Source organism: Microcoleus sp. T3_D1, from assembly GCF_036700405.1.
Lineage (GTDB): Bacteria > Cyanobacteriota > Cyanobacteriia > Cyanobacteriales > Microcoleaceae > Microcoleus.
This window is the reverse complement of the sequence record NZ_JAUBOV010000007.1, coordinates 111,902-136,864: the sequence shown is the minus strand read 5'-3', so window position 1 is coordinate 136,864 and position 24,963 is coordinate 111,902. Positions and strand designations below refer to the sequence as shown.

The 24,963-nt window shown below is 46.3% G+C and carries 23 protein-coding genes; 11 read left to right on the top strand and 12 right to left on the bottom strand.

Going from position 1 to position 24,963, the window contains the following annotated elements:
• Positions 1-279: 279 nt before the first annotated feature.
• Complete coding sequence (locus QT992_RS05705; protein WP_333339494.1) at positions 280-2,583, top strand: serine/threonine phosphatase; 2,304 nt, start codon at positions 280-282, stop codon at positions 2,581-2,583.
• Between the two features lie 936 nt (positions 2,584-3,519).
• Positions 3,520-4,761 (top strand): protein kinase domain-containing protein, encoded by a 1,242-nt coding sequence (locus tag QT992_RS05700; RefSeq protein WP_333339498.1) that lies wholly within the window; start codon positions 3,520-3,522, stop codon positions 4,759-4,761.
• Positions 4,762-4,940: 179 nt separating this feature from the next.
• Here the strand turns inward: QT992_RS05700 and QT992_RS05695 are convergent, their stop codons facing one another.
• Together QT992_RS05695 and QT992_RS05690 are read right to left on the bottom strand one after the other, a co-directional pair.
• The gene (locus QT992_RS05695; RefSeq protein WP_006631282.1) at positions 4,941-5,159 is read right to left on the bottom strand and encodes a DUF4327 family protein; all 219 of its coding nucleotides are present in this window, start codon (positions 5,157-5,159) and stop codon (positions 4,941-4,943) included.
• 461 nt (positions 5,160-5,620) lie between these two features.
• A complete protein-coding gene (locus QT992_RS05690; RefSeq protein WP_333318535.1) occupies positions 5,621-5,779 on the bottom strand; it encodes a hypothetical protein in 159 nt (52 codons plus the stop codon).
• 32 nt (positions 5,780-5,811) lie between these two features.
• Here QT992_RS05690 and QT992_RS05685 point away from each other — a divergent pair, with 32 nt between their 5' ends.
• A complete protein-coding gene (locus QT992_RS05685) occupies positions 5,812-6,792 on the top strand; it encodes an aspartate carbamoyltransferase catalytic subunit (RefSeq protein ID WP_333318533.1) in 981 nt (326 codons plus the stop codon).
• A gap of 137 nt (positions 6,793-6,929) precedes the next feature.
• On the opposite strand, the gene QT992_RS05680 is transcribed toward QT992_RS05685, so the two are convergent.
• Positions 6,930-7,334 carry an SH3 domain-containing protein gene (locus QT992_RS05680; RefSeq protein ID WP_333318531.1) on the bottom strand — a complete coding sequence of 135 codons (405 nt, stop codon included), beginning with the start codon at positions 7,332-7,334 and terminating at the stop codon, positions 6,930-6,932.
• Positions 7,335-7,971: 637 nt separating this feature from the next.
• Between QT992_RS05680 and QT992_RS05675 the strand changes: the two genes are divergently transcribed.
• The 3 genes from QT992_RS05675 (at position 7,972) to QT992_RS05665 (ending at position 9,944) form a co-directional block, all read left to right on the top strand.
• Positions 7,972-8,463, top strand: a complete 492-nt coding sequence (locus QT992_RS05675) for a molybdenum cofactor biosynthesis protein MoaE (RefSeq protein WP_333339543.1) — start codon at positions 7,972-7,974, stop codon at positions 8,461-8,463.
• Positions 8,464-8,556: 93 nt separating this feature from the next.
• Entirely contained in the window at positions 8,557-9,216 is a 660-nt protein-coding gene (locus QT992_RS05670) for a sigma-70 family RNA polymerase sigma factor (RefSeq protein WP_041622468.1), read from the top strand.
• A 140-nt stretch (positions 9,217-9,356) separates the two neighbouring features.
• Positions 9,357-9,944 carry a zf-HC2 domain-containing protein gene (locus QT992_RS05665; RefSeq protein ID WP_333339503.1) on the top strand — a complete coding sequence of 196 codons (588 nt, stop codon included), beginning with the start codon at positions 9,357-9,359 and terminating at the stop codon, positions 9,942-9,944.
• 166 nt (positions 9,945-10,110) lie between these two features.
• Here QT992_RS05665 and QT992_RS05660 read toward each other — a convergent pair whose 3' ends face one another.
• The 6 genes from QT992_RS05660 to QT992_RS05635 all read right to left on the bottom strand — a co-directional run bounded on the left by QT992_RS05660 (position 10,111) and on the right by QT992_RS05635 (position 13,358).
• A complete protein-coding gene (locus QT992_RS05660) occupies positions 10,111-10,290 on the bottom strand; it encodes an NACHT C-terminal helical domain 2-containing protein (protein WP_333339505.1) in 180 nt (59 codons plus the stop codon).
• Positions 10,287-10,589 (bottom strand): type II toxin-antitoxin system RelE/ParE family toxin, encoded by a 303-nt coding sequence (locus QT992_RS05655; protein ID WP_333339508.1) that lies wholly within the window; start codon positions 10,587-10,589, stop codon positions 10,287-10,289. Before QT992_RS05655 ends, QT992_RS05660 begins: the two co-directional genes overlap by 4 nt.
• On the bottom strand, positions 10,586-10,867 hold the full coding sequence (locus tag QT992_RS05650; protein WP_333339511.1) for a type II toxin-antitoxin system ParD family antitoxin: 282 nt from the start codon (positions 10,865-10,867) through the stop codon (positions 10,586-10,588). The genes QT992_RS05655 and QT992_RS05650 overlap by 4 nt, the downstream gene beginning before the upstream one ends.
• 88 nt (positions 10,868-10,955) lie before the next feature.
• The gene (locus QT992_RS05645; RefSeq protein ID WP_333321557.1) at positions 10,956-11,888 is read right to left on the bottom strand and encodes an NACHT C-terminal helical domain 2-containing protein; all 933 of its coding nucleotides are present in this window, start codon (positions 11,886-11,888) and stop codon (positions 10,956-10,958) included.
• Between the two features lie 27 nt (positions 11,889-11,915).
• Positions 11,916-12,848 carry an NACHT domain-containing protein gene (locus tag QT992_RS05640; protein ID WP_333321559.1) on the bottom strand — a complete coding sequence of 311 codons (933 nt, stop codon included), beginning with the start codon at positions 12,846-12,848 and terminating at the stop codon, positions 11,916-11,918.
• A gap of 24 nt (positions 12,849-12,872) precedes the next feature.
• Positions 12,873-13,358, bottom strand: a complete 486-nt coding sequence (locus tag QT992_RS05635; protein WP_333321561.1) for a hypothetical protein — start codon at positions 13,356-13,358, stop codon at positions 12,873-12,875.
• A gap of 223 nt (positions 13,359-13,581) precedes the next feature.
• On the opposite strand from QT992_RS05635, the gene QT992_RS05630 reads away from it, so the two are divergent.
• Both QT992_RS05630 and QT992_RS05625 read left to right on the top strand, forming a co-directional pair.
• Positions 13,582-14,157 carry an ATP-binding protein gene (locus QT992_RS05630; RefSeq protein WP_333321563.1) on the top strand — a complete coding sequence of 192 codons (576 nt, stop codon included), beginning with the start codon at positions 13,582-13,584 and terminating at the stop codon, positions 14,155-14,157.
• Positions 14,158-14,344: 187 nt separating this feature from the next.
• A complete protein-coding gene (locus QT992_RS05625) occupies positions 14,345-15,013 on the top strand; it encodes a response regulator transcription factor (protein ID WP_333321581.1) in 669 nt (222 codons plus the stop codon).
• Between the two features lie 20 nt (positions 15,014-15,033).
• Here QT992_RS05625 and QT992_RS05620 read toward each other — a convergent pair whose 3' ends face one another.
• Positions 15,034-15,438 carry a gamma-glutamylcyclotransferase gene (locus QT992_RS05620; protein WP_333376707.1) on the bottom strand — a complete coding sequence of 135 codons (405 nt, stop codon included), beginning with the start codon at positions 15,436-15,438 and terminating at the stop codon, positions 15,034-15,036.
• A gap of 120 nt (positions 15,439-15,558) precedes the next feature.
• Between QT992_RS05620 and QT992_RS05615 the strand changes: the two genes are divergently transcribed.
• The 3 genes from QT992_RS05615 (at position 15,559) to QT992_RS05605 (ending at position 17,647) form a co-directional block, all read left to right on the top strand.
• On the top strand, positions 15,559-16,158 hold the full coding sequence (locus QT992_RS05615) for a glyoxalase-like domain protein (protein ID WP_333321567.1): 600 nt from the start codon (positions 15,559-15,561) through the stop codon (positions 16,156-16,158).
• A gap of 278 nt (positions 16,159-16,436) precedes the next feature.
• Positions 16,437-16,916, top strand: a complete 480-nt coding sequence (locus QT992_RS05610) for a hypothetical protein (protein WP_333376705.1) — start codon at positions 16,437-16,439, stop codon at positions 16,914-16,916.
• Positions 16,917-17,215: 299 nt separating this feature from the next.
• Positions 17,216-17,647, top strand: a complete 432-nt coding sequence (locus QT992_RS05605; RefSeq protein WP_333376703.1) for a hypothetical protein — start codon at positions 17,216-17,218, stop codon at positions 17,645-17,647.
• 206 nt (positions 17,648-17,853) lie between these two features.
• On the opposite strand, the gene QT992_RS05600 is transcribed toward QT992_RS05605, so the two are convergent.
• Together QT992_RS05600 and QT992_RS05595 are read right to left on the bottom strand one after the other, a co-directional pair.
• Positions 17,854-22,221 (bottom strand): nSTAND1 domain-containing NTPase, encoded by a 4,368-nt coding sequence (locus QT992_RS05600; RefSeq protein ID WP_333376701.1) that lies wholly within the window; start codon positions 22,219-22,221, stop codon positions 17,854-17,856.
• A gap of 508 nt (positions 22,222-22,729) precedes the next feature.
• Complete coding sequence (locus tag QT992_RS05595; protein WP_333376699.1) at positions 22,730-24,850, bottom strand: caspase family protein; 2,121 nt, start codon at positions 24,848-24,850, stop codon at positions 22,730-22,732.
• Positions 24,851-24,963: the final 113 nt, after the last annotated feature.

The window sequence follows — 24,963 nt, the reverse complement described above, 5'->3', positions numbered from 1 at the left end:
TACGCACGCTGTTACCACAGATGGGGCTGGCTTTTGGGGCCCTGAAGCGAGAGAAATTTTTGTGGATCGGGCTCAAGAGGCCTATTCCTGACACGGATGCAACATCTCAGTTCTAAGAAATATCTTACTTCTGAATTCATGCCGATAAAATAAGGCATAGGACAATGAGAGTTATCCGTTGCCAGTCAGACCCAAAACTCATAATTCCTAACTCACAGGCCACAACCCAAAACTCCCCACCGCTTTCACTCGATCGCCCATCTCCAATTTAAAACCCCTATGCTTCTCTGTCCCCGCTGCCAATTTGAAAATCCCAATCCAAACAAGTTTTGTCAACAATGCGGAAATTCCCTAATTTACAAACCTTGCCACGAATGCGGTGCCCAAGTCGCTTTTAGCGCCGCATTATGTCAGAATTGCGGCGTTGCAACAGGTCAAGTGTGGCGGGCGATTATCTGCGGTCGATCGAATTTTCCAGCAGTCGAACCAGACGAGTCAACCCTACCCCCAGCCGAGTTTCCCCAAAAACCAGAGATTGTTCCAGAAATCGCATCGCGCCAAAACTCTGCTGAACCAATCACAGACAGCATTAAAACAGAAATAACCACCCCACCCGAACCCCCAACAGCAGTCGAACCAACTTCTCCACAGCCAAGCGACGGCGAATTCAGCAGCACAGAAATTGACCCTGTGGTAGCCGTGGGGGCGATCGTACCAGCATCCTTTCAAACAATCGAAAAAAGCTCTACTACAGCACCAGAGCGCGAAATAACCCCATCTGAACACAATTTTACAACCGCACCACAGCCTCAACAAATCCAGGAAGCAACAGAGAACCCCGACAGCCCAAACATAGCTGACATCTCCCCCCCATCTCCAGAATTCCCCATCCCCAATTCAGAATATTTAATCCCTTCCCAGCCAGCCGGAGCTTATTTAGACACTCAGCAGCGCTACCAACTCCTAGAAACCGTGCCGCCGAGAAAACGCTCCGACACAGTAGCAGTAACAGTATTGGACTGTCAGCCGCTGGAAATGTCACCCCTCAAAGCCATGCTAGCAGCCAACTCTGCCAGTGTCGCCAGACGAACATCCCCCTATACCGCAGCAATCAAAGGCGGAGAAAATTCAACCAATTCCGCCTTAGCAGAGCTTTGCCAAGGCATAGCTGAACCTTATCTGGCACTCCGGTGGCAATTCTCTCACAACCTGCCAGTCATTCACGATAGCTGGTCAGACAACGAACAGGCAGTCCTGCTGCTAGAAGACTGCTCCCAATGGCCGCTGCTGGTAGAACGCTGGAGTCAACCCGAAACTTCCACCCAGCAAATTTTATACTGGCTACACGAAATGACAGAACTCTGGGCTGCCCTAGAACCTTGGCGCTGTCGGCAAAGCTTGTTGGAACTGACAAATTTGCGAGTCAACCCCGACTCTTCCTTTTCCTTGGCTTCTTTGCGGCTGCAATACCTCTATCCCGAACCCGCAGGATCAAACCTGCAACTGGTAGATTTGGGGCAACTGTGGCAGGTGATATTTAGCCAGTCCGATCGTCGCACTCAGTTTGGCGCATTGCTCGACCTGCTGCAACAAATGTACAGAGGCGAGATTAACACAATCGAAGAATTGCGATCGCGCCTAGAAACAGTTCCCCTCGAACTCCAACCCGCACCTTCACCAAGCTCAACCCCGACGCGCAGGCATTACCGCAGCCCCGACGAGTCCCCCCCCGAGGTTGGCGAGGTCTTAACCCAGCCCATGCCACTCCAGATTTACAGCTTAGAAGACGCAGGCCTCACCGATGTTGGCCGCACGCGCGACCACAACGAAGACTTCTTCAGCATCTGGACTCAGCTCAACAAACTCGAAAGCTCCTTCGGTCGCATCTTTCAAACCAAAGGGCTTTACATTCTCTGCGACGGCATGGGCGGACACGACAGCGGAGAAGTAGCCAGCCAACTAGCCGCTGAAACCCTCAGAGAATTCTTTCAAACCTGTTGGGAAAATCAACTACCTCCGGCAGACACCATCCGCGAGGGAGTGCTGCTAGCCAACAAAGCCATCTTTGAAATCAATCAAAAGGACGGACGCTCCGGCAGCGCCCGCATGGGTACAACTCTAGTCGCAGTCTTAGTTCAAGACACCCAATTCGCCGTTGCCCACGTCGGCGACAGCCGCCTCTACCGACTGAGAAAGGGACAAACCCTAGAAAAAATCACCTCAGACCACGAAGTAGGTCAGCGCGAAATTAAGCGCGGGGTTGACCCGGAAACTGCTTATGCCCGTCCCGACGCCTATCAACTAACTCAAGCCATCGGCCCGCGAGACAGTAATTTTCTCAAGCCAGAGGTGCAGTTTTTAGACTTGTGCGAAGATACCTTATTAATTTTGGCTTCTGACGGCCTGACAGATAATGATTTGTTGGAAACTCACTGGCAGAACACTCTCGAACCCCTTTTCAATCCCCAAGCCGATCTCGACCAGGGAGTTGCCCAATTGATTGAACTGGGCAACAAACGCAACGGTCACGACAATATCACGGCAATTATCATTCGGGCGCAGGTAGGCGCATTTCGATTTTAGAATTTGGATGCTGCCAACTTTTTCAAAGGTGGTGCTTTCCCCCGTGACGGCTTGGGTTAAACCTGCAATTGTTGCAGGGAAAGGAAACAGCTTCTGCCGTTTCCGGGCAAGGCTTTACTGCTGGCTCTGTTATTAGGTATCCGGTGTTGAAACAGCTTCAGTTTGATTGCTCAAAAACTAGACCTATTGCAAAAATAATTAGGACGGGCAAGATGCCCATCCCACAAGAAAAAATAACTCTTGTGGGACGGGCATCTTGCCCGTCCCATCAATTGATGAAAGGATTTTTGCAAGAGGTCTACTGATTGCAGACCCATACTATTCCAGAAAAGCTGTGGAGGACTAACCATTTATCAGTCGCTTTTATTTTGAGACTCTGTTCAGGGAATCTACCGGAAAAAGTGGCTTGATAGTAAGTGGATTCATCATAGTTGAAAGACCTTTAACATACAAAAATAGTTAGTCTACTGAAAAAAAATTCAACTAAAATGAAGTGAGTCTGCAGGCGGGCTGATGCGAAATCTGTTTTATACTCGATCGCTCTTGGGGCAATTGGGGCATAGGCAGGAAGTCCCCGCCCTACATATAGATGTGGGGGGTAAATCACAACCTGCTGCTACAGCAAATTTACGTAAAAGTTTAGCGATTGTCTATCTAGTTTTTGTAGTTTCAAGTGTTAAATCGATCGACTGTGTTTTAAGGAGCGATCGACCCCTCAGAAATTTTACGGATAATTGTTCCCAAAAAACTATTTATAACTTAATTGTTTATGAATCTTTAATCATAATCAGGATATTATAAAGTTTTCCTGAAACTAACCTGTGAAGCTCATAAGTAATTTTAAATTTCTAATTTTTCAAAGCCCTACGCCCCTAATCTGTAAATTCCCGCCCACTCTCACTGCCAAATCAGGGAGTTCAACCACATCAATCGAAAATGCTGCTGACTCTTTTAGATCCAGAAAAACAGGCCCCCCTGCAACAGTGGAGTTTCGAGAGCGAATCCATTATTCGCATCGGCCGCTCTCCTGAAAATCACGTTGTGATCCCCAATGCTCTAGTGTCGCGGCAGCATCTGGAATTGCAAAGAGTTAATAGCGGGAGATCCAGCCAGTGGTACTTAGTCAATTCCGGGACAAATGGCACTTTGGTTAACGGTATTCTCATGTCTCAGGGTTGGATATCCGACGGTGCCCTGATCCAGTTGGCGCGGGGCGGCCCAATTCTGCATTTCCAAGTGATTACTATTGAACTCGGCGGCCAAATTAAGGCGAACCCCACCGTCAATCTCGCCGCCCCACGGTGCAGCCACGCGGGAAACCCGCCGGGGAATTTATTCTGCATCCACTGCGGCGAACCGATTAAAGTCGATCGCACGGTGCGCCACTACCAAGTGCTGAGAACTTTGGGCCAAGGCGGTATGGGGACAACGACTTTAGCCTGGGATCGAGATAAAGCGAAAGCTCAAAAACCCGGAAGTTCCCCCGCAGCTTCTCTGGTAGTCCTCAAGGAAATGAATGCTGACATGGCTCAAATAGTCAAAGCTCAAGAACTGTTTGAACGTGAAGCTAAAACTCTCAAGGCCCTCCACCATCCGGGAATTCCTCAGTTTTTTGACTTTTTTGTGGAAGGGGGCAAAAAATACTTGGTGATGGAAATGCTCCACGGCGAGGATTTAGAAAAACGCATCTACAACCGCGGGCCTGTTGCTCCCCAACAAGCAATAGAGTGGATGATCCAAACCTGTGAGGTTTTGGACTACATTCACTCTCAAAAACCCCCGATCGTCCACCGGGATATTAAACCTGCTAATTTGCTGGTGCGGCACCGGGACAATCGCATTACAGTGCTGGATTTTGGAGCCGTTAAAGAAATCGGCACTCCTCCGGGCACTCGCATCGGCGTGGAAGGCTACACCGCACCAGAACAAGACCGGGGACAGCCTCTCCCTCAGTCGGATTTATATGCTATTGGGCCTACGTTGATTTTTTTGCTGACGGCCCAAAGCCCTCAAAACTTTTACGGGAAAATACCTGGAGGTTACGGGTTTAAGCTCGATAATATTCCGACGATCGCCCCCAAGCTGCGGGACACCATTTTGCGAACCACGGCAGCTAAGCCTGGCGATCGCTTTCAAACTGCTCAACAATTAGCTCGAGCTTTAGCAGCTTCGCTTTAATAGAAGGCAGAAGTCATTAGTCATTGGTCATTAGTGATTAGTCAGAAGGAAAAAGTCATTAGTCAGAAGGCAAAGGGAAGAGGGAAGAGGGAATAAGCTAGCAAGGGGAATTTATGAAAGAAAATTTACCCGATCGCCTCGGAATTTCTCTCCGACACCCCAGTCCTCCGTCTCCTCTGTTATTCCTCGTCCCAAGCTTCTACAGCTATCAACTCGCTCACGGGGTCTTGCATAGAAAAATCAAACTCTAGCAATTGCTGTTTCCAGTACGGCCATTCGTCGCCGTAAAGCAGAGCAATTTTCCAAATACTGTCTGTGGGCTTGATAATGTCAGACGTGACGAGAGAATGCACCTGACGCTGGAACTTAACCATCGGCTGTATAACCTGCTGGCTCATAATACCTCTTGAATTGTTTAAATTTTGTGAATTACCACTTCCGAGCTCTCACTTTTTACCGCAGTTTCGCCAAGAACAGTCTCGCCAAGATACGTGTAGATTTTTGTCGGGAAGCTACATATTTAACTTGTATCTTAACAGAGTTCGTTTTGACAAGGCCCTATAAGCAGGACTGAAGAGTCAAGACCGACTTCAAAGAATTAATCATCTTTAAAATGTCCCGTTATATGCTGTCGATCGACAGTGGGAGGTTTGCCGCCTCGATTGTTTCCACATTGTTGTTTCCACATAGTGGCAGATGCAAGGGCTGCGTTCGGCTTGTTCTTGACAAGGCTGAGTTTGCGTAGGAGAAACTGCAACTACTGCGCTTTGGCTGCTACAGCGTAATTTCCGCTTTCCTGCGGGTAAACCACACCTGTTTCACCTTCGACGCTGGGTTCGCTGTGAGAGTGGGGTCGGAGCTACATAAACTGATTATAACTCCACTCACCGCAAAAGCGATCGAAAATTGTTGGATACTGTTGATCGCCACCCCTAAATGTCGATCGAACATTCAAAGGCGACAGCAGGGCGGGCGTACAAGCAAGTTCCCAACCCATCGTCCGTCCTGATTGAGTCAATCTAAAATCTCAAATCTAAAATCTAAAATTGTATGACTTGGACAAGGCGACACATTCTCACTCTGGCTGATTTTACCTCGAACGAATACGATACGGTGCTGCAAACAGCAGCCAGTTTTCGGGAGGTACTCGGCCGCCGCACGAAGAAAGTGCCGGCCCTGCAGGGTCAAGTGGTCGCGAATTTGTTTTTTGAACCTTCTACCCGGACTCGCAATAGTTTTGAGTTGGCGGCGAAACGGCTGTCGGCGGATACGCTAAATTTTACCCCGGGAAGTTCTTCTCTGACGAAGGGGGAGACTATTCTGGATACGGCTAAGACTTATCTGGCGATGGGAACGGATTTGATGGTGATCCGACACGAACAAGCTGGAGTTCCCAGCACGATTGCTTCGGAAATGGATCGCTTGGGGTCAAGAGTCAGCGTTCTCAATGCTGGAGACGGCCAGCACGAACACCCGTCGCAAGGTTTGCTAGACTTATTTACTATTTGTGCTCTGTTAGATACCGAACGTCCGCGGCTGGAACTTTTAGCGGGCAAAAAAATTGCTGTGGTGGGGGATATTTTGCATTCGCGGGTGGCTAGGTCTAATATTTGGAGTCTAACGGCTTCTGGGGCAGAGGTTCATTTGGCCGGGCCGCCGACTTTGCTACCGCTGTTGTTTGCTGAGTGTGGCGATGGTAGGGAAGGCAAGTTATTTTTGCACTGGCATCTGGAACCTGCTTTGGCCGATGCTGATTTTGTGATGACTTTGCGGCTGCAAAAGGAACGGATGAGCGACCATTTGCTGCCGAGTTTACGAGAGTACCATTCTTTGTACGGGATTACGCGCGATCGACTGAAACTCTGCAAGCCGGATGTGAAGGTGTTGCACCCTGGCCCGGTTAACCGTGGCGTGGAAATTAGTTCGGATTTGATGGACGATGCCCAGTTTAGCCTGATTTCTCAGCAAGTTACCAGCGGCGTGGCGGTGCGGATGGCATTACTTTATCTAATCGGCGGGGGTAAAGTTTAGGCTGTTAGTTGTTAGTCATGAATTTCGGATATTCCCTGATTTTCAGGATCGATCGCATATTTAAAATAATCGTTACCCAGTATAGCCGGGTAACGATTAAAACTCTTTCTAGAAATGTAAATTGCTCTAGTTAAGAGTTAGGAAAGCCAGGACGCAGACACCCAGCCACCACCTTTGAGTTGGGCCCAGCCGTTTTTGTAACGACCGGTCAATTTTACGTGGTCTCCATAATATAACTTGCCGATTACACCAGAACAGCTACTGGGGCGGTGGCGGATATTCAGTCGGCCGCCATTCGTGACAACTTTGGCGTAGCTGTGATGGCTGTGATGAGCGCGATGGCCACAGTGTTTGCGGTAGCAACTTGCCGCCTGGGCTTCGCCACCGACACTCAGAACAGATAGGGCTACTGCCATACCTGCAACGCCTATCCATGCAGAATTAGGAATTTTCAAGCCCAGTTGGTCTAACGACTTGAGTTGGAGTTCGGACTCTGGAGATTCATAAGCAACAAAAGAGTGGCTCAATGCTAGTGCTTCCATAGTTTCCTCGTGATTGTTGTTAACCTTTCTTGGTGCAGACTCAGGTCAAAACCTCAATTAACAGCCCAAATTATTAACTTATGTTTCATAAAAGCCACAAAAGGGCGTTAAGGTCTTGCTGTTGCCGAGTATTGGCTAATGTTCCTGAACCATGCACAGGTATATCATGTCATTGATGTAGCTTTCCGGAACAAAAAAATAAATAAAGTTTACATCGGCTGTTAAAAATTTTGCCGACGCGGATCAGAACTCCGGGCAGAATTAAACTTAACTGTGTCATTAAAAAGGGAACGAAGTTATGGATTGGGGTGGGGAATTGCTTGTACTGAGTTACGAATGACACTACTTATGGGGTGTGCTTATTTATTGAGTTGCTACAGCAATATCGGCAGTTAATTAGATAAAAAAGCATCCTGCTCGTCTTCAATCACGGTCTTCATTAGGTTCGGGCGAGTTATATTGTAGCCGATCGCACTGGTGCAGAAGTTCGGGGCGATGGCGTCGGGCCAGGAGCCCGTGCTACAAGATGGGTCTCAAGATTAGCCTCCCAGTGCCCCCGACAAGAATGCAAGACAAATCCATCGCGACTTGATTTGTGTCAAGATCGATCGAGTTCTCCAGCACCACTTCTTTCGCAATGAACTCCTTCGCTGCACTTTCTCTCGGCACAATTCCTCAACGCCATGAATCAGACAGCTTCGCCATTACCATAGCGCCGTTGTCTGTAGAGGAAATATACGCTTTGGCAGATGACCCCGCCAACGGAGCCGTGGTAATGATGAGCGGTACCGTCCGCAACCAAACTAACGGTCAAGCTGTAGTTTCCCTAGAGTACCAAGCTTATGAACCGATGGCGGTGCGAGTATTCCAGCAAATTGCTACTGAAATCCGCCGCCAGTGGACTGATGTCAATCGGGTTGTTATTCACCACCGTGTCGGACACTTGCAGGTGGGAGAAATCAGCGTATTGGTGGCTGTTGGCTGTCCCCACCGGGACTCAGCCTTTGCAGCTTGCCAGTACGCCATAGATACGCTCAAACACAATGTACCGATTTGGAAAAAGGAACATTGGGCTGACGGTTCTAGCAGTTGGGTTAGTATTGGAGCGTGCGAGGTTGTCGGGCATTAGTCAATCCATTTGAGATTTGAGATTGAAGAGGGGAACTTGTTACGATCCCCTAACGTCAAAAAGTGTGGAATGTTCGATGAGCCAATTCCACCGATGAGCGACTTTATTTCCGTGTCCTGGTCTGCGGTTGTGGCGACCGTTCAAAGAGTGCAATTGCCAGCCGAAAAACTCTCTAATTATGACTTGGTGTTGCGGTGTCAGGAAGGAAATCGACCTGAGACCACGGCCTTTTCAGAACTGTTGAAGCGGTATCAGTCCCACGTAGACAGGGTTCTCTATCACTTGGCCCCTGACTGGCAAGACAGAGCAGACTTGGCTCAGGAAGTGTGGATTCGGGTCTACCGCAATATTAACCGCTTGCAAGAGCCTGTTAAATTTCGGGGCTGGCTGAGCCGCATCGCCACTAATTTGTTTTACGATGAGTTGCGGAAGCGCAAGCGGGTGCGAACTCCGCTGTCGCTGGACGTACCCCGTACTCTGGAAGATGGCGAGGTTGATTGGGAAATTCCGGCCGACAGTCCGGGGCCTGATGAAGATTTGACGACTAGAGAATTTTACGACCAGTTGCGGGTGGCGATCGCAGATTTGCCGGAAGTATTCCGCACGACAATTGTTTTGAGAGAAATAGAAGGTTTAGCCTATGAGGAAATAGCCGAAATGACCGGAGTTTCTCTGGGAACTGTCAAGTCGAGAATTGCTAGAGCTCGCCAAAGATTGCAGTTGGAATTGCAAAAATATCTCGATGGTAATTAGCAAGAGTAATTTCAGAGGCGGGTTAAGAAGATTTGGTGAAGTTTGCTGTGACATCAAAACTTCTCTTTTAAAATATAAGTAAGCAGTAAATCATTCTAATACCGAGTGCGTGATTCCCCAATTAGAGCAAGTCTGAAATTATGAGTGGTAACTTTGAATCCGATAAAAATCAGAATCAGCAAGGCGTGGGGGATGCACTCGCTGAAACTGAAGTTAACAACAATTATGCCCAGGGCAATGTAACTACTATGATGCGCGATCGCTTTGAATTGCTAAGTGCCTATCTCGACGGTGAAGTGACGGCGACAGAACGCCGGCAAGTTGAGGAGTGGCTGACAAATGACCCCACTACGAAACGTTTGTACTCGCGACTGCTGATGATGCAGCAGAGTTTTCAGGCAATGCCGGTGCCGGCTGCGGAACAATCTGCCGAGGAGTTGGCGGCGAAGGTTTTGCAGCGGGTGGAACGCAAGCCGAAACGAACTTGGATTTTGGGTGGCAGTGCGATCGCAGCTTTGTTGATTGCGGTGGTGTCTGGTGTCGGTGGCGGCCGCCAATTGTTTGCTCCTCAGTTTGCTCGATCGCCGGTTCCTGCTGAATCAGACGGTTTGATTATGGCTTTGAACGAGCCTCTGGTGGAGATGGTTAATCCTAACGATTTGATGCTTGGGGTGAATGCACCGATAATGGAGATTCCCAAAGTTGGTGTAGCAACCCCTCAAAAGTAATTGCCAAAGGCGCAGTAGGATTTCTGTTTTGAGCATAACTGAAGTTGCTCAGCTCCCTAAAAAAGGGGGCTTTTTGCCGTTTTTCCCAGTTTTTCAAGGTGGATATATCCTTTGACGCTTTCTCGGCTTTGAATGACGAATTGTGGGGCGATCGCATCTTAATATCCTAGTAGGTAGCGAGTGGAATTAGACCGGGCGATTCCCTACGGGATAGCTTCGCACGCGCGTACTTGTCACCGGTTTTTTGGATATTTGCGATCGGCAACAGCAATGTCTCCTCAATTTCCTGCGGCACAGCAGGAGACACATTAGAAGCGCTATTAAGGCAATCTACCAGCAATTTCACTCGTCCTCATCAGAAAATAGAGAAGGTAAATCCCGTTCTCCCCTCACGATCCGAACAATTTCAATTAAGTTGTCCAGCGCCCGATAAAGAATTATGTAACCCCTGATAGGAATTCCCCGCACAAAAGGAGCTAGTTCCTCGTAACTGCGCCCTATATTGGGGAACTTAACTAAATTACGACACTTTTTATCAAAGTCTTCAATAAATTGTTCACCTGCATCTATATTCCTAGTTGCAAAGTAATCGGTAATTTCATTGAGATCGCGACAGGCTTCAGGGGAAATAATGTAGCGGCTCATTGTTGATTTTCCCGCATTTTGCGAAATTTTTCCCGCAATCTAGTTATAACTGTCTCCCCATCAATTCCTTCGCCGCGTTCAAGCTGAGCTAGTCCTGCCGCTACTTTTGGACGAGTTTCATCGACCCATTCTTGATAAAGATCGCTCTGTTGCCGATCGCTTCTGTCTGCGAGTAGTTCCAACGCCGCAGCAATTACCTCATCCACCGAAGAATATTTGCCACTTTTGACTTGCGCTTCAATGAATTTATTATGGTCAGGTTTTAGAGTAATGTTCATGCGCTTTACTTCTAATAACTTTTAGCCATTATATCATTTCCACTGGCTCTCTCCGTGTAAAGGCGAAGGGGATGGCGATGGGGAGCAATTAAACTCGATCGCACTTGTCACCGATTTTTTGGATATGTGCGATCGGTAACAGCAATGTCTCCTCAATTTCCTGTCGCACAGCCGGAGATACATTAGAAGCGCTATTGAGGCAATATACCAGCAATTTATTAGCATCGTAATACTTCCTCAGCAATGACTTCTGCTGTTGGCTAAATTCCCAATCGTGACCTATATTGCGATAATAAATTATGATTTGTCTTAATTCCCTAGTCCAAACTTGTCCGTTAGCTTGCCACCATTGCCTAAATATTTCCTTGTCACCATCTGAGTGAGGTAGCTGTTTCTTAAGTTCTTGCAGTGCTTGCATCAATTCAGGTTCAACAACAGGGACAAGAAGAATGTCGTGGGAAAGACTAAGGGCTGGGTCAATAGCACCGTCGATTACAGGCAAAATGGCAAGGTCAAGAACAAGGTCAAGGGTAAGTTCAATAGCAGAGTCAAAGGTATGTTTAACGGCAAGGTAAAGGGCTGGGTCAAGGAAACGTTCAGGGTTACGATTAAGAGCAAGCTCAAGGGATGGGAGAAGGGAAAAGTAAAAGAATCTCACTGCCGCAGGTTTGTAGGGGAAATCAACAGAAATGGATTTTTGGTTTACCCACAGTAGGAATTGCTGTAACTCCTCGTCCTCAGCGACCAGTCCATCAACTTGTTGTTTCATTAACAGTAAAAAATCATCAGCTTTTGGCAACATCTCAACTGCTAACAACAAAACTTCTCGCCAACGCTTCTCGGTTACGTGGCTGAGCATTTTTTCCAAAGCTTGTGGAGTGGAGTTGTTAACTATTTTTGTAGCAGTAAAATACTCTGGGAATGTTAGATGAGAAAACGAATAAATCCCTCTTGCCCTTTCCACTAATAATCCATGTTGTGCCTCGATCGCCTTCAGGACAACCTCACTATGGTTCTCCAACTGAACGCGGTCAGTTGTGGCATCGGGTCAGTTAGCTAGATAGTCGGCAATCAATTGCTGAACTGTGTTTTTTTCAACAAAATAATCGCCCCGATCAAAAGTAATAGCTGCCACAAAAGCAAGTAAATGTTTCTGGCGGCACAAATTTAAATAGCGATAAACTTCATCCCGTTGAATGCCTCTAGTTTCATCCCATTTTCTGAGCATAATTTCCAGTCCTTCCTCATACAACTTGGCTCGGTTGGATGGGAAATCTGCTTTGGCTTGGAATACTAAACAAGTCAGATTCAACAAGATAGGCGTTACTGCCAATTCTCGGATTTGCTGATTTTTATTCATTTTTAGCTGCTCTACAAATTGAGACGCTAAAGCTTTCCCTGCCTCCTTATTCTGGGAAAAAGCCACAAACCAATTGCGAGCAAAGGCAGCGATTTGCTTATTATTAAAATCGGCTACCTCAACATTGGTAAATCCTGCGTCGTGAAATCTGTACTTAGAAGCTGCAATTCGACAGGTAATAATAAACTGATTGTTGTAATACTTTTGGACAAACTGACGAATCTGTCTGACGACTGCATCGCTATCTGATTCTGGCACTTCATCTAAGCCGTCCAATAAAATCAAGCCTCTGCCTTGACTGAGTGCGAATTCAGTTTGCGATCGCGCCTCAACTCCGCAACTGGCAAATTCGTCGCTGATATATTCTAATAAGTCAAGATTAGGGATTTCAGCAAAGGTTCTTAGGGGGATAAAAATCGGTATTTTGTTTGTTTCAAATTTTGCGCGATCGCACTGAATGGCAATGTGTTTCAAAAAAGTAGTTTTACCGGAACCCGGTTTGCCGAGTACCATCAGTTTAGAGTGAGATTTCACCGCATCCAATCCTGATACTCGTTTCTGGCGTACTTTACCTAAACCTAAGCGGTTCAAGTTATCTGCATCGGGATTGAAGTCTCTCAATAAGTCGCTAATTTCTCCCGGCTGTCAACTGGTAATTTCCTCCAAAATGTTGACTTCAACGTAGAGGTTGCTGAGATCAACGGGCTGTGCAATATCCAACAGTTGCATTTTGCTGTAAAGCTGTTGGATTTTGCTGTGGCATTTTTGCCGGATCTCTTGCACTACCGAATCAATATCCTGTTGGCAAAAATCTCTAACCCCCCCAACCCCCCCTTGGTAAGGGGGGGCTAAAGGAGGACGATCGACAATTTCTTCCCAATTCAACTGCAAAACCGTGCAGAAAGCCCTGAAAGCATTGGCTTTAATTGGGTCTATTCCTCCTAAAAAACGCCTCCAAGTTGGCAGCGAGAGGCCATCGGCATAGGGCCCGGCAATAGTCCAAGTTCGATCGGGCTCTAATTTTTGACTAGCTTCTACTAGCCATATCGGGTCTTCTATAGTCGAGCCCCTTTCTCTTCTAGCTTGCTTAATTTTTACTAATCCCTCTTCAGAGGCTTTGAGGGTGGTCATTGTATAATTTACTTATCTAATTGTCAATCTCAGTTTTCGCTCAGTTTAGCGATCGCAAACTGAGTTTGTCAAGCGCCGAGCAAAAAAGAGAAAATGATTGGGACAACAACTGCACGGCATACGGGAAAAGTCAGGCATAAATCATGCAAACTTAATCGTTCAGAATGCCACTGTCTTTTTTAGGTAAAAAAGTACACATTAAATGATGACAAAGGATAGCACCATGATAGATAACATAGATGAAATTCCGTCAGGTGGGATAGGTATAAAAATTATTGGCAAAATTGCCGATGAGCTAAGTTATACCCGCACTTCTGACGGCCGAAACTGTCTGTTCATTGTAAAATATTATCAGCAGCCTGGTCTAGTACCATCCCAACGCAGCATTGAAGATGGTTTTTTTAAGCGCGCAATCGATGTTTTAACCAGCTTTAATTTCGGGTTTCAAAAGCAACGACTTCCCCAATCCGAGCCAAGTTCTAACCAGCCACTTCACCAATTTAGGCTTGAAATAAATACTGATATCAAGGCTGTTGCTCAAGTTTTATCATGGGTTGAACAGCTAGATCCTCTACCAATAATTCCCCTAGTCGTTTTGCATCAGTGTAAACTTGCTGTGATTGAAGGGTTTACGAATGCTGTTCGCCACGCTCACAAAAATCTGCCATTAGAAACTCCGATAGAGCTGGAAATAATGGTATTTAACCAACACCTAGAAGTAAAAATTTGGGATTGGGGAGAACCTTTTGACTTCCAAGCGAAGTTGAAAGAAGAATTGCCCCAAAAAAGTCTGTATTAGTTGGAACGATCTGGGATTTTTGCTTCACTAAAGCTGTGCTGTAATTGCCCGGTTGAAATTGACGCTAGGAAGAAACTTTTTTGTTAGGACTACTGATACTACTCCCAAGATTCTCGTTGTGGATGCTTTCGGTCAATTCTAAAATCTAAAATCTAAAATCTAAAATCTAAAATCGAGTGACGCAGCCATCCGCAATCTAGTTCATCGTTTTTTAAATCAGAAATATCAAGTTGATTCGGCACCAGATGGCGAGACGGCTTTAGAATTGTTTGAGAAATTAAAGCCACTGCTAGTAGTTCTTGATTGGAATTTGCCGGATACTACAGGCTATCACCTCTGCCAGGAAATGCAGCGCCGTACTAATGTTTTTGTGATTATGCTAAGCAGCCGCACAGACGAAGCTGATAAACTTAAAGTCCTGTCTGCAGGTGCTGATGACTATATCTGCAAACCCTTTGGTTTGGCGGAGTTGGCAATTCGTATAGAAGTTGTGTTGAGACGGATGAGGCCTGTCACTTCATCACGTATTGTATTCGATCAATTCGCGATCGATTCAGCGCGTCGGGAAGCAACACTCAACGATCGCATTATCAAGTTAACAGCCTTGGAATTTAAGATATTGTATTTTTTGGCAAGTCATTCCAATCAATCTTGGAGTCGCCAACAGCTAATCGAAAAAATCTGGGGGTGGAACTGCGACGACACAGGAGAAGAGAAAGTTGTTAGCGTGCATATCGGCCAGATTCGCAAGAAAATGATTCAAGTTGATGCTAATGCGTCGCAGTTGATTAAAACTATTCGGGGTTACGGTTACAGGTTCGATCCGCCGAATCGCACGGCAATGGCAATTTCCTAAGCTCATCGGCATTAACCACCTTATTTGGTGAAAAACCTATTTTCCCACGTGCCGTCGGGCAGCCAGATGCCTCCTAGAGAACGAACGCGATCGGGTAACATGAAGTAAGCCCAAGCCGTGCCTAAAGGTTTGAGGTGTCGATCGAAGATTTCAATTTCCTGCCGCTGATATTCGTTTTGTGTCGGTTCCCGCAGCGGATGATAGTCTTCCAATCGGTCTAAATCGTCCAAAATAGCCGAGGAAGCGAAACAGAGGAGAAAACCGCAGACTGTGCCATCTCCGGCCATCATCGCAGGATAGCCGATCGGCAGCGCAAAAAGTTGACCGCGGGCGATCGCGGGGTAAGCATTCACAACTTTTCCTTCGCAGTAGCGGAGGTAGTTGCACTCCCCCGGTTTGAGTGTGCCGTAGACAAAGACTTTCATCGGGTAGGGCCTAACCGCTAGTTTTTGCTAACATAGATGGCTAAGCTAATAGTTTAAGTCTCGCGGGCGATCGCGACTGCAATCTTGATAAATTTCGTTGTTTACCCTTTCTTATAATTCATGACTCTAGCAGTTAGTTTTATTGCTTTTGGACTTCGGCCTTTGTACTTGAGCTCTTTTTTGCCGTTCCTGCCCCTTGACAGCTTGTTTTCGACTCAAGGGATTATGGTGATGCTGCTGGCGGCCTATGCGGGGGCGATGTGGATGTTTCTCACCAGTGCTCCGAAGGTACACACGGTGATGGTATCGGATCTCGGACAAGCGAGGGAGTTCTATGAAGGTATGCTAAACCTGCCCGTAGCAGAAGTGCCGCTGCACTACTACTACAATTACGAGCAAACTTTGGGGACAACTGGTATTGATCCGCTGTATTTGTCGCCGAATGTCGGGAGGGCAACGACATCTCAAACAATGGGGAGTCCCGATGGTTTGTGGTATCAGTTGATGAAAAATACCCAACTGCACATTATTAGCGGGGCCGGTGCAGGGGAAAAAAATCGCCCGCGTCACGTTTGTTTCGATCGCGATTGTTTGGATCAGCTATTGATGAGGGTACAAACTCGCGGCATTAGTTATAAAATTCGCCGGGAAAAGCCGCTGAATTTTTTGGTCAAGGATTACGATGGTCGCGTGATTGAAATGGCTGAGGTTAGTAATTAAGTAGGTCGTTCTAATTAAAAGTAAAACGATCTCGCGCGCTACCCCCGGCTTCTTTTGTTGGGTAATATCATTCCGGCGGTGCCGGAATGATATTAGTCGCGAACACGGCTCATCTCCAGACAGATAGTCGCTCAATCAAAAAATGATAAGAATAGTTGAGATTTTTGAAATATCACTATATTTTGATTAAACTACCTTGATTGGTTTCCGGAGATTTTTGTATATTCCCAGAATAATCAGTAATAGTCTTGTTAACTAAAACCGGGAGATAAGTAGAAATGACCGAAGTTGAAGCCATTGTAGCAAGTTTGTGGGAGCTGGATGATGATGTATTGGAAGCTCAACTCGGCTCTCGCGTACAAGCCATAGGGGATGATGTTGCTGGACGTGGAGCAAGAGGGGTAGACCCAGCATCGTTGGAATCTATTGATGTGAACTTTGCGGCTAGAGCAGCGATCGATCCAAGATTTTTAGATGCTGGTCGGCAGCTTGTCGATCGCGTAAACCCGTTAGTTTACGAACTTATGTGCAAACCCCTCGGAGACGATGCAGAGACTCGGAAGATTTTAGATGAAACAATAAATCAGAACTATACCACAGCGGCTGGGATGTTGGCTCCTGTTTTAGTCAGTGGAGTTGGGTTAGCTCCTGCTGTGGCGACTCTTGTTGCAACTCTAATCATTAAAAAAGTTTCCAAATACCTGGCTACTGGAATTTGCGAGACTTGGGAGAAAAGCTTGGTAAAACCTGCAATCTGAGCTACAAACTTGAATTAGCAACAGAAATTATAGGGTAAGGCGATAATCGATTCTATAATCGTCGCAGAGATGGCGATCGCACTATTTGTTTACTTTTATTCCCTAATTTAATAAAAGTAAATAAAAGGCAACAAAAATTTAATATGGTTGGGGAATATCCTGGAACGTCTAAAGTATAATGAGAAAAAAAAGAATTGAGTCAATTTTAAAACCTTCTCTGTCATCTCCTTGTGTTCTTGGTTTTATAATATTGCCCCGAATAGTTGGTTGTCACCTTGATTAATCAGAGGTAGTTCACAATGATAAAGGTTAGCGGCTTACCAGTTAATGTCACCAAATCCGATTTGGACGAGCTTTTTTCACCCTACGGTACAATTCAAATAACGAAAAATTCTGTTCTCATAAAAATCGAAAAGACTGAAAGTATTGCACATCTAGAACTCGACAAAAACGAACAACTTGCTATTCAAGAACTAAATAACACAAAATGGCGTGACTATATCCTTTATCTCGATCCAATCAGAGAAGATGAACTTGAGATCGGTCAGCCTGGAGGAGTCGGAACCACAACCAAGAAGTTCCGTTTAATGGAGAAAAAGCCACAAGGAAGTCACTCAGAGGCCTTAAGCGATCCTCTAAAAGACGACGATCCTAGAGGAGGCGGAAACCCCAATCGAGTAAAATCGCCGCCTAAAAAAGGTGAAAACCCCAACCAAGGAGTCGGAAACTAAAATAAATAGTGGGGAGAATCCAACACATACAGCAAATTGTTCTTTTATGAAGTACCGCCCAGAAACCGGGTTTCTTCAGGTTTCTTGCCCACAAACTTGTTTTTTTTAAGAAACCCGGTTTTGCGTACCTACAAACCCAGCAAAATTACTGTATTTTTACATACATAAACGGGAGTTAACTTAATAGTTAACTTGCAAAACTGAGCTCAATTACATAATTCTTTTAATTTTTTTGGTTGAGTTTGCAAGTAATTGTGGATATGGTTGCATCCTTTCTTTAACAACCCCTGAAAACTCATATCTGACACATTCCATAGCAAAACAACTCGATCTGCCCCGGCAGAGGCTAACCATTTGCTATCGGGACTGAAATTCACCGCATACACCCCCGCAGTATGTCCACTCAGGGAGGTGATTAACGTTCCATCCGGTTGCCAAAGCTTTATTGTCCCATCCATACTCGCAGAGGCGATCTTTTTTCCATCAGGACTAAAGCTGGCATCAAGCACCTGAGCAGTGTGTCCGCTGAGTGTGGTGATTAACCTTCCATCTCGGTGCCAAAGTTTGATTGTCTGGTCATCACTAGCCGTAACGATTTTTGTTCCATCAGGACTAAAACTAACAGACCGAATTTCACTGGTATGTCCTGTGATGGTTTTGAGTTCTTGTCCCCCCAAACTCCATAACTTTACCGTTGTGTCATCACCAGCAGTAGCCATTGTTTGTCCATCAGGACTAAAAGCCACACTCAACACTCTATTCTTGTGTCCTCTTAGGGTGCTCAGTTCTTTACCTTCCAAACTCCAAAGTTTCGCGGTTCGATCAGCACTGGCAGAGGCAATTGTCTGTCCGTCATGACTGAAGTTAACAGATATGACCCTATCACTATGCCCTTTCAGTGTTCTTTGGATTAGTCCATCTACTCCCCAAATCTTGATTTTGTTGTCATCGCTGCCACTAGCAATCGTGTTTCCATCAGGACTAAAGCTAACGGCGTTCACCTTACTGTTGTGTCCTTTCAGAGTCAAAAGTAGCTTACCTTCTCGATTCGAGATCCTCACTGTTCCATCAGAGCTTGCACTGGCAATCCGTTTACCATCTGGGCTAAATTTAACCGAATGTACGTCTTTCTGATGTCCAAACAAAACAGTTAACCACTTTCGATCGAGCTGCCAAAGCTTCGTGATGTTATCGTGACCTACAGTTGCCAGCGTCTGTCCATCTGGACTAAAAGTAACACAGGAAATGGGCCCGTTATGACCTACCCAAGTATCCAGTAATCTGCCATCTTGTGCCCGTAGTCTTACGGTTCCATCTTTAGTGCCAGAAGCAATGGTTTGTCCATCTCGACTGACACTCACGCTCCATACCTCCTCTCCAGGATGTAGAAGAGTCTTTAAAGGTTGCCCCTCTCGACTCCATATTTTGACTGTTCCATCTAGGCTACCAGTGGCAAAAAACTGACCATCACTACTGAAATCTGCACTTGTAACAAGATCAGAATGCTTGTCGAGAGTTTTTAGTAGTGTCTTGCCATCCTGGCTCCACAGTTTTACGGTTTTATCATCACTGACTGTGATAATCCGATCGCCTTGAGGACTAAAACCCACTTGCCTTACCAAGTCTTGATGTCCTTTAAGGGTATTAATCAATTTACCGTCCAGCCGCCAGAGTTTTACGGTTTTATCACGACTGGCAGTAGCGATTGTTTTTCCATCTGGACTAAAACTGATACTCATCACCGGATAATTATTATGAGCATGAATAACCAGTATCAGGTTGCCGTTGCTGTCCCAAAGTCTGACTGTTCCATCTCGACTGCCGGAAGCAATCATCTTCCCATCAGGGCTAAAACTGACGCTCATCACCGCGTCTGTATGTCCTGACAAAGTTTTGACTACTGGACTTCCATCCCGTCGCCACAACTTAACTGTGCGATCGTAGCTAGCTGTAGCAAACATTTGACCATCCGGGCTAAAACTAACATTCCTAACAGCATCAAGATGCCCTTGCAAGCGGTTTTCCTCCCTTACCCAGCTCACAGATTCCGCCAAAGCTGTGAGAACATTAGTCTGGAGTTTTTGGTCTGTGCTGCCCCAAGGTAATTGTTGCAAACTCTTAGTAGCTGTCAGTACATCAATCAGGGCATCAAAAGAATTTTTATTCGCCGCGAAATTAGCTTTTGAAGATTGTGTCAAAGCCTTAATTAGTCCTATTTCTGCTTGTCTCCACTGATATCCAGCAAAAACTGCAAATCCACTTAGAGCGAGAATGACTCCAGTCACAGTGGCAACCAAACTACGCTGACTGTTTCGCCTTTTTTGCAAACTGTACTGCACAAACTCAGTTTCTACCTGGTTTAACCAATTATTATCAGGGGAGTTGAGTACCTCCTTATTCAATACATCCAAATAGGGATTAGCATTCCAAAGAAACTTTGCCTGTTGCCCAGCGTTCCACTCTAAAGCGGATGGAGTTAAACGCCTTTGCAGTGCTAAATCTTTCTCCTCTTTTACCCAATTCAGCAGCTTTTGCCAAGCCCGCACCAAAGCATCATGGGCTGGTTCCACGTAGGGATTTCCCTCTGCATCTTGCCCTTTCACTAACAACCTGGCTGTGCTAAAACGCTCAATTACTTTCTTAACTAAACTATTTTTATCTGGCGGATATTCCAATTCCGATAACGGGACTTGTCTGCGCGCTAATTCACCCCCAGCCAGGCCTACCATCCGCAGCATTACATGACGGATAACTTGGCTATAAGCTGGATTTTCTTGAACTAGCGCCTGATATTCCTCATCAGCTCTTTGAGTTAGTGATTGGATGACTCCTCCCAAAGCTTGATAATCTTCTTGAGTCAGCGCCCGGTCAATTGTTATTCCTCGATTTTGTGCATCCCGTTGTCGCTTTAAATACTTTAGATAAAGTTCCCTCAACGCGAAAGAAAGCAGTGGCAATGCTCCCGGCATATCTGCCACTTCATTAATTAATTGTTCTACTAAATCGTGGGGTTTAAAATACATTACCCGTGCTTCAGCGGGTTTCTCAATCGCTTCCCGTAGTTCCGCTCGTGTCATCGCTGGTACAATAAATCGTCCGTTGAGCCAACGCTTTTTAAGCTCAGTGTCAGTGTTTCCTACTTCTTTTTTAAGGACTGTGGGGAAACACTTTAAGCCAGCATCTCTGACTTGGGTTTCAAAGTCAGAACGTAGGCTTAACACTACTCGTAATTTATCCCGATGGGCATCAATTGCTGTAAGTATTTGTTGGAAAAATTCCGGGCGCTCATCCTGAGCTTGACAGAGTGTAATTATTTCTTCGCTTTTATCTATAAAGATTAATAAATGGGAATCGGGATGATTTTTAGCCCAAACCGCAATACTTTGACTCAGAGTTTTTTGTTGATTTTGTAATTCAATTTTGGGTAATTGGGCATCAATCAGCGCATTATTCAAGGCTTGAAAAGGTGTTGCTCCGGGGCGTATTGGTGATAGAATACACCATTTGTCGCTTTTTTGCTGTTTCAATTTGGGGATTAATCCGGCTTTTACCAAACTGGATTTACCACAACCCGAAGCACCCAAAACCACTGTTAGAGGATTAGTTTGGACAATATTTTGTAACTTTTCTATTAGTTCGTTTCTACCGAAAAACAGTTTGTTGTGTTCCTCTTCAAAGGGTAACAAGCCACGATAGGGATTTTTGGAAACATCCAATGGTGGTGCGGGCGGTAGATTCAGGGCGTGTCCTGGTGTCAGGAAAATGTACTCGCCTTTGTCGTGTTTGTTGAGGCAATGAATGCCAGGAGTTTGCCGGATGGCACGGGCTTCGGTGGCAACTTCAACCCGATCGCGCAAATACACATAGAGTTCAGATGCCGTAATTACACCATCCCCGGCTGGCTTACCGGGTTCGGCTGGCGGAAAGGCATCGGCTTTACCCTCAAGTGCTTCTATCAACGCAGAGGCAAAGGGTGAATGGCTTCCAATTTGTCCGCGATCGTCTTTCAAGTCAAAGGCATCCCATGCAGATTGATCGTAGGCAGCCGAAGTGAGGACTTGCCATGCGGGGTCTTGAATGAAGCGATCGTAGCGTTCTTTGTGGATCGTAACCAGTTCAACAGGAATCGCTTTGCGTAGGCTTGACCAGCGAAAAGCACCCGCAAAACAACAGTCGAGAATGCCTAAAAAGTGACTGCAGGGAAGCTGAAGCAAGGCTTTATTCACCTCTGACATCGGCAGGTAAGTGCTAACATTGCCCAACTTAGCGTTTTGAGGAATCAGATAGCCTTCAGGGCCATCCTCACCGTTGAGGGCAATCCCATGTCCCGCAAAGTAGAAGAGGAAGCGATCGCCCGCCTGAATTTGTTTCGGCAGTTCTATCTCTAATACCTGCCGAAGTTGGCTTCGGGTAGCTTCGCCATCCCGAAGCAGAGTAACGGTGTAATCATGCTCGGTTTCGAGAAGTTGGGCGATTTTTGTGGCGTCATTGACAGCAGTTTTGAGTGAAGAGATGCCGTTTTTGTAGTCATTAATACCAATAACCAGAGCATAGCTATTTGTGAATTGTGACATATAACCCATCCAAACGATTTGTAAGAGTTTGTAGGGGTTGACCCCCGTGCATTGGTGTCAACTTAAGCTTTTAGTCCGCCAGTCCTCCCGCTCACCCGGCAGCCCGCCAGGGAATGAATTCCCTGTCTAATACCGAAAGTCCTCTAAAAGAGGACTGAATCATTCATTAGTCCTCTTTTAGAGGACTTTCGCTTTGAGGCAGGGGTTTCAACCCCTGACGGACTATCGGTTTTACCTTAAGTTGACACCAATGACCCCCGTGCTACCCCAGGGCTGTTTCATTCTCAGCAAAAACATGAATTTTGTAGGGGTAGTGCCCCCGTGCCTACCCCCGACCTAGAGGATTCGATCGGCAGATCAGACCAAGAGGGCCGGCACGGGGAGTAGGGGTAGTGCTACCCCTACCGAGAATGAAACAGCCCTGCGTGCTACCCTCTGTCCTCTGGGGCGATTAGCTTACGCCATAGCTTCGCTTGACACAGGGGGATTGACCCCTTCTATAAAACATCTATCGTAGGATCGATATTTGAATCTCCTTCGTGGTCCATTCCTGACTCGGATCGAAAATCGGAACTGCTGCGCGAGTTGGGGGTCCATCATCAACATCAGCACCAACCGCAGTCAAAAGTATCCCAAGCGGATCGGGGTCGCGTTGGAGTCCTGCCTTTGATGCAATTTCTTCATCAAGTGAGGGCAACTCCAGCCAACGAAAATCATTCTGTCTGACAGTCGCAAAAACTTTCAAGGTTTCGGCTCCTTTGGAATATTTCACAGTATCCTGGAGATTGATCGCAAGCGGAATTAACATTTCTTGATTGGGATTGAATGGATAAAAAATCGCCTCTGGTATTTGGAGTTGAATGCGGGAAACCGCCCAGTTTGATTCGAGATCCAGCACAGCAACATTCAAAACTTGAGAGGAAGTATTCTTAATTCGCAAGAATGCGTACTCACCAGATTTAACAACTAAATTAGTTGGATCGGGAAACGGCTGCGGTTTTTTAGGCATCCCTGGTAGCCAGTTTGGTTGTGTGAGTAATTCCACTTCTAGCTGATTAGTCAACTCAGAAAATTGATTGCTCAACTCCTGAATTGCCTGATATTTTGCCAAATGTACCAGACGCTGTACTACCTGTTGCGGAGCCTCAGAATGCTCAATCTTCAGGGCAGGTAGCAGGTTTTTAATGGGCGTGCCAACGCAAATCTCATACTCACCGAGTTGATTAACCGCAACTAGATAATCTTCCTTTTGTTGTGCATCCGCCAGTTTCAACCAGCCATTTCCTGCCAGTGCTTCCTCGACTGCTGAGAGTGCATTATCTTGCTTGTCCTTAATAACTTGAGGCAGTTCATTGTCTTTCTCACCAACCTCTTTTTTGAAAAGGCGTACTCCCCGTACCAAATCGACAGGGGCTGACAGCATCACTGCTTGAGAACCTTGGTCAATCTTGTCCTGACGTAGCACTTCAATTACATCTGCCCAGGCATCAGAAGCACCAACTTTGGTAATTTCAACGATCGCCAATTGCTGATTTTTCTGGGTAAAATCTGTCGTGCCAAACGCATAGATTGCGAAACGATAACCTGGACTGAGACCGTTTGCCATCCCCGCATTCAGCCGAACTTGCTTGACGACTTTCTTCGGTTCTGAGTCTGCCTCTGTTACCTCTTCCTCAATTACCTCAAGCACGTTGACGGCATATTGTAAAGATCCGCGCTCAACTCCGAAGACAAAGCGATCGCTCTCGCCCACCAGCATTGGCCTCTGAGGAAACTTGCTTTGAATTTTCGCACTGACGCGATCGTGCAATGTTTTGTAGGTCAATCCTGAAGGGCTACTGGTTAACGTATCGATCATCCAGTACGTCAGCGCCCCATGTCGCTCCTTACCACTCACCGCATACTCGTAGGCATACTCGCTAGGACGACAGGCAGCTAGCAATACATAATCTCTAGGTTGAGGAAGCCACTGCCCGGGGGTAATACTTGCAGGAATTCCATCAGTCAGAGCGTGCCAGTTTGCGATCAACTCTTGTCGCTGGGCAACCAAGCTTTCAGAGTCTCGCAGTGCTGTGTCGGTTTCTCCGGGGCCTCGAATTGCAACATCGTCGCCTCTAGTTGCTTCTCCAGAGTGGCAGCTATCCAAGACAAGGGTGACAATCAACCCTTTGTCCGTCATCCGCTTCAACAGTGTCGCCAATTCCACATCCCGCAGGTAGCGCCCAGATTCGTTGCCAACATCTATTGGCACAATTCCCTCATCGAGTTGGTCATTCCCCTTCAATTCTGGATAGATGGTTGTCGTCCGTCCTCCATGTCCAGAATAGTGAATGTAAACCTGCTCTCCCGGCTGAGCTATTTCTGTAATGACATGAAACTTTGCCACAATATTTTCATAAGTTGGTTCCGGGTCTTTGGTCTCGATTGTTTGAGCGACTTCAGGATTCGGAGAAGTCAGCTTAAAAATCCGTTCGGATGGAACCTTCAGTGTCTCGGAGAGGTAGCTTGCTACAAGATTAATGTCACGCACGGCTCCTTTAAGACTCTTGTACAACCGATTGGGTAAGTAGTAGTCAATGCCAATTAATAATGCGTAAAAATTAAGTGTTCGATCGGGTTGGTCAGCCATTTTCACCTCATCACTCCAGCATCTGTATTTAACTCAGAGAGTTGGTGTATCGGCAGAGTTATAGAGCAGCAAGTTCAAGCTTTTCAGAAAACTCTGCCCATTCAGCAACTTAT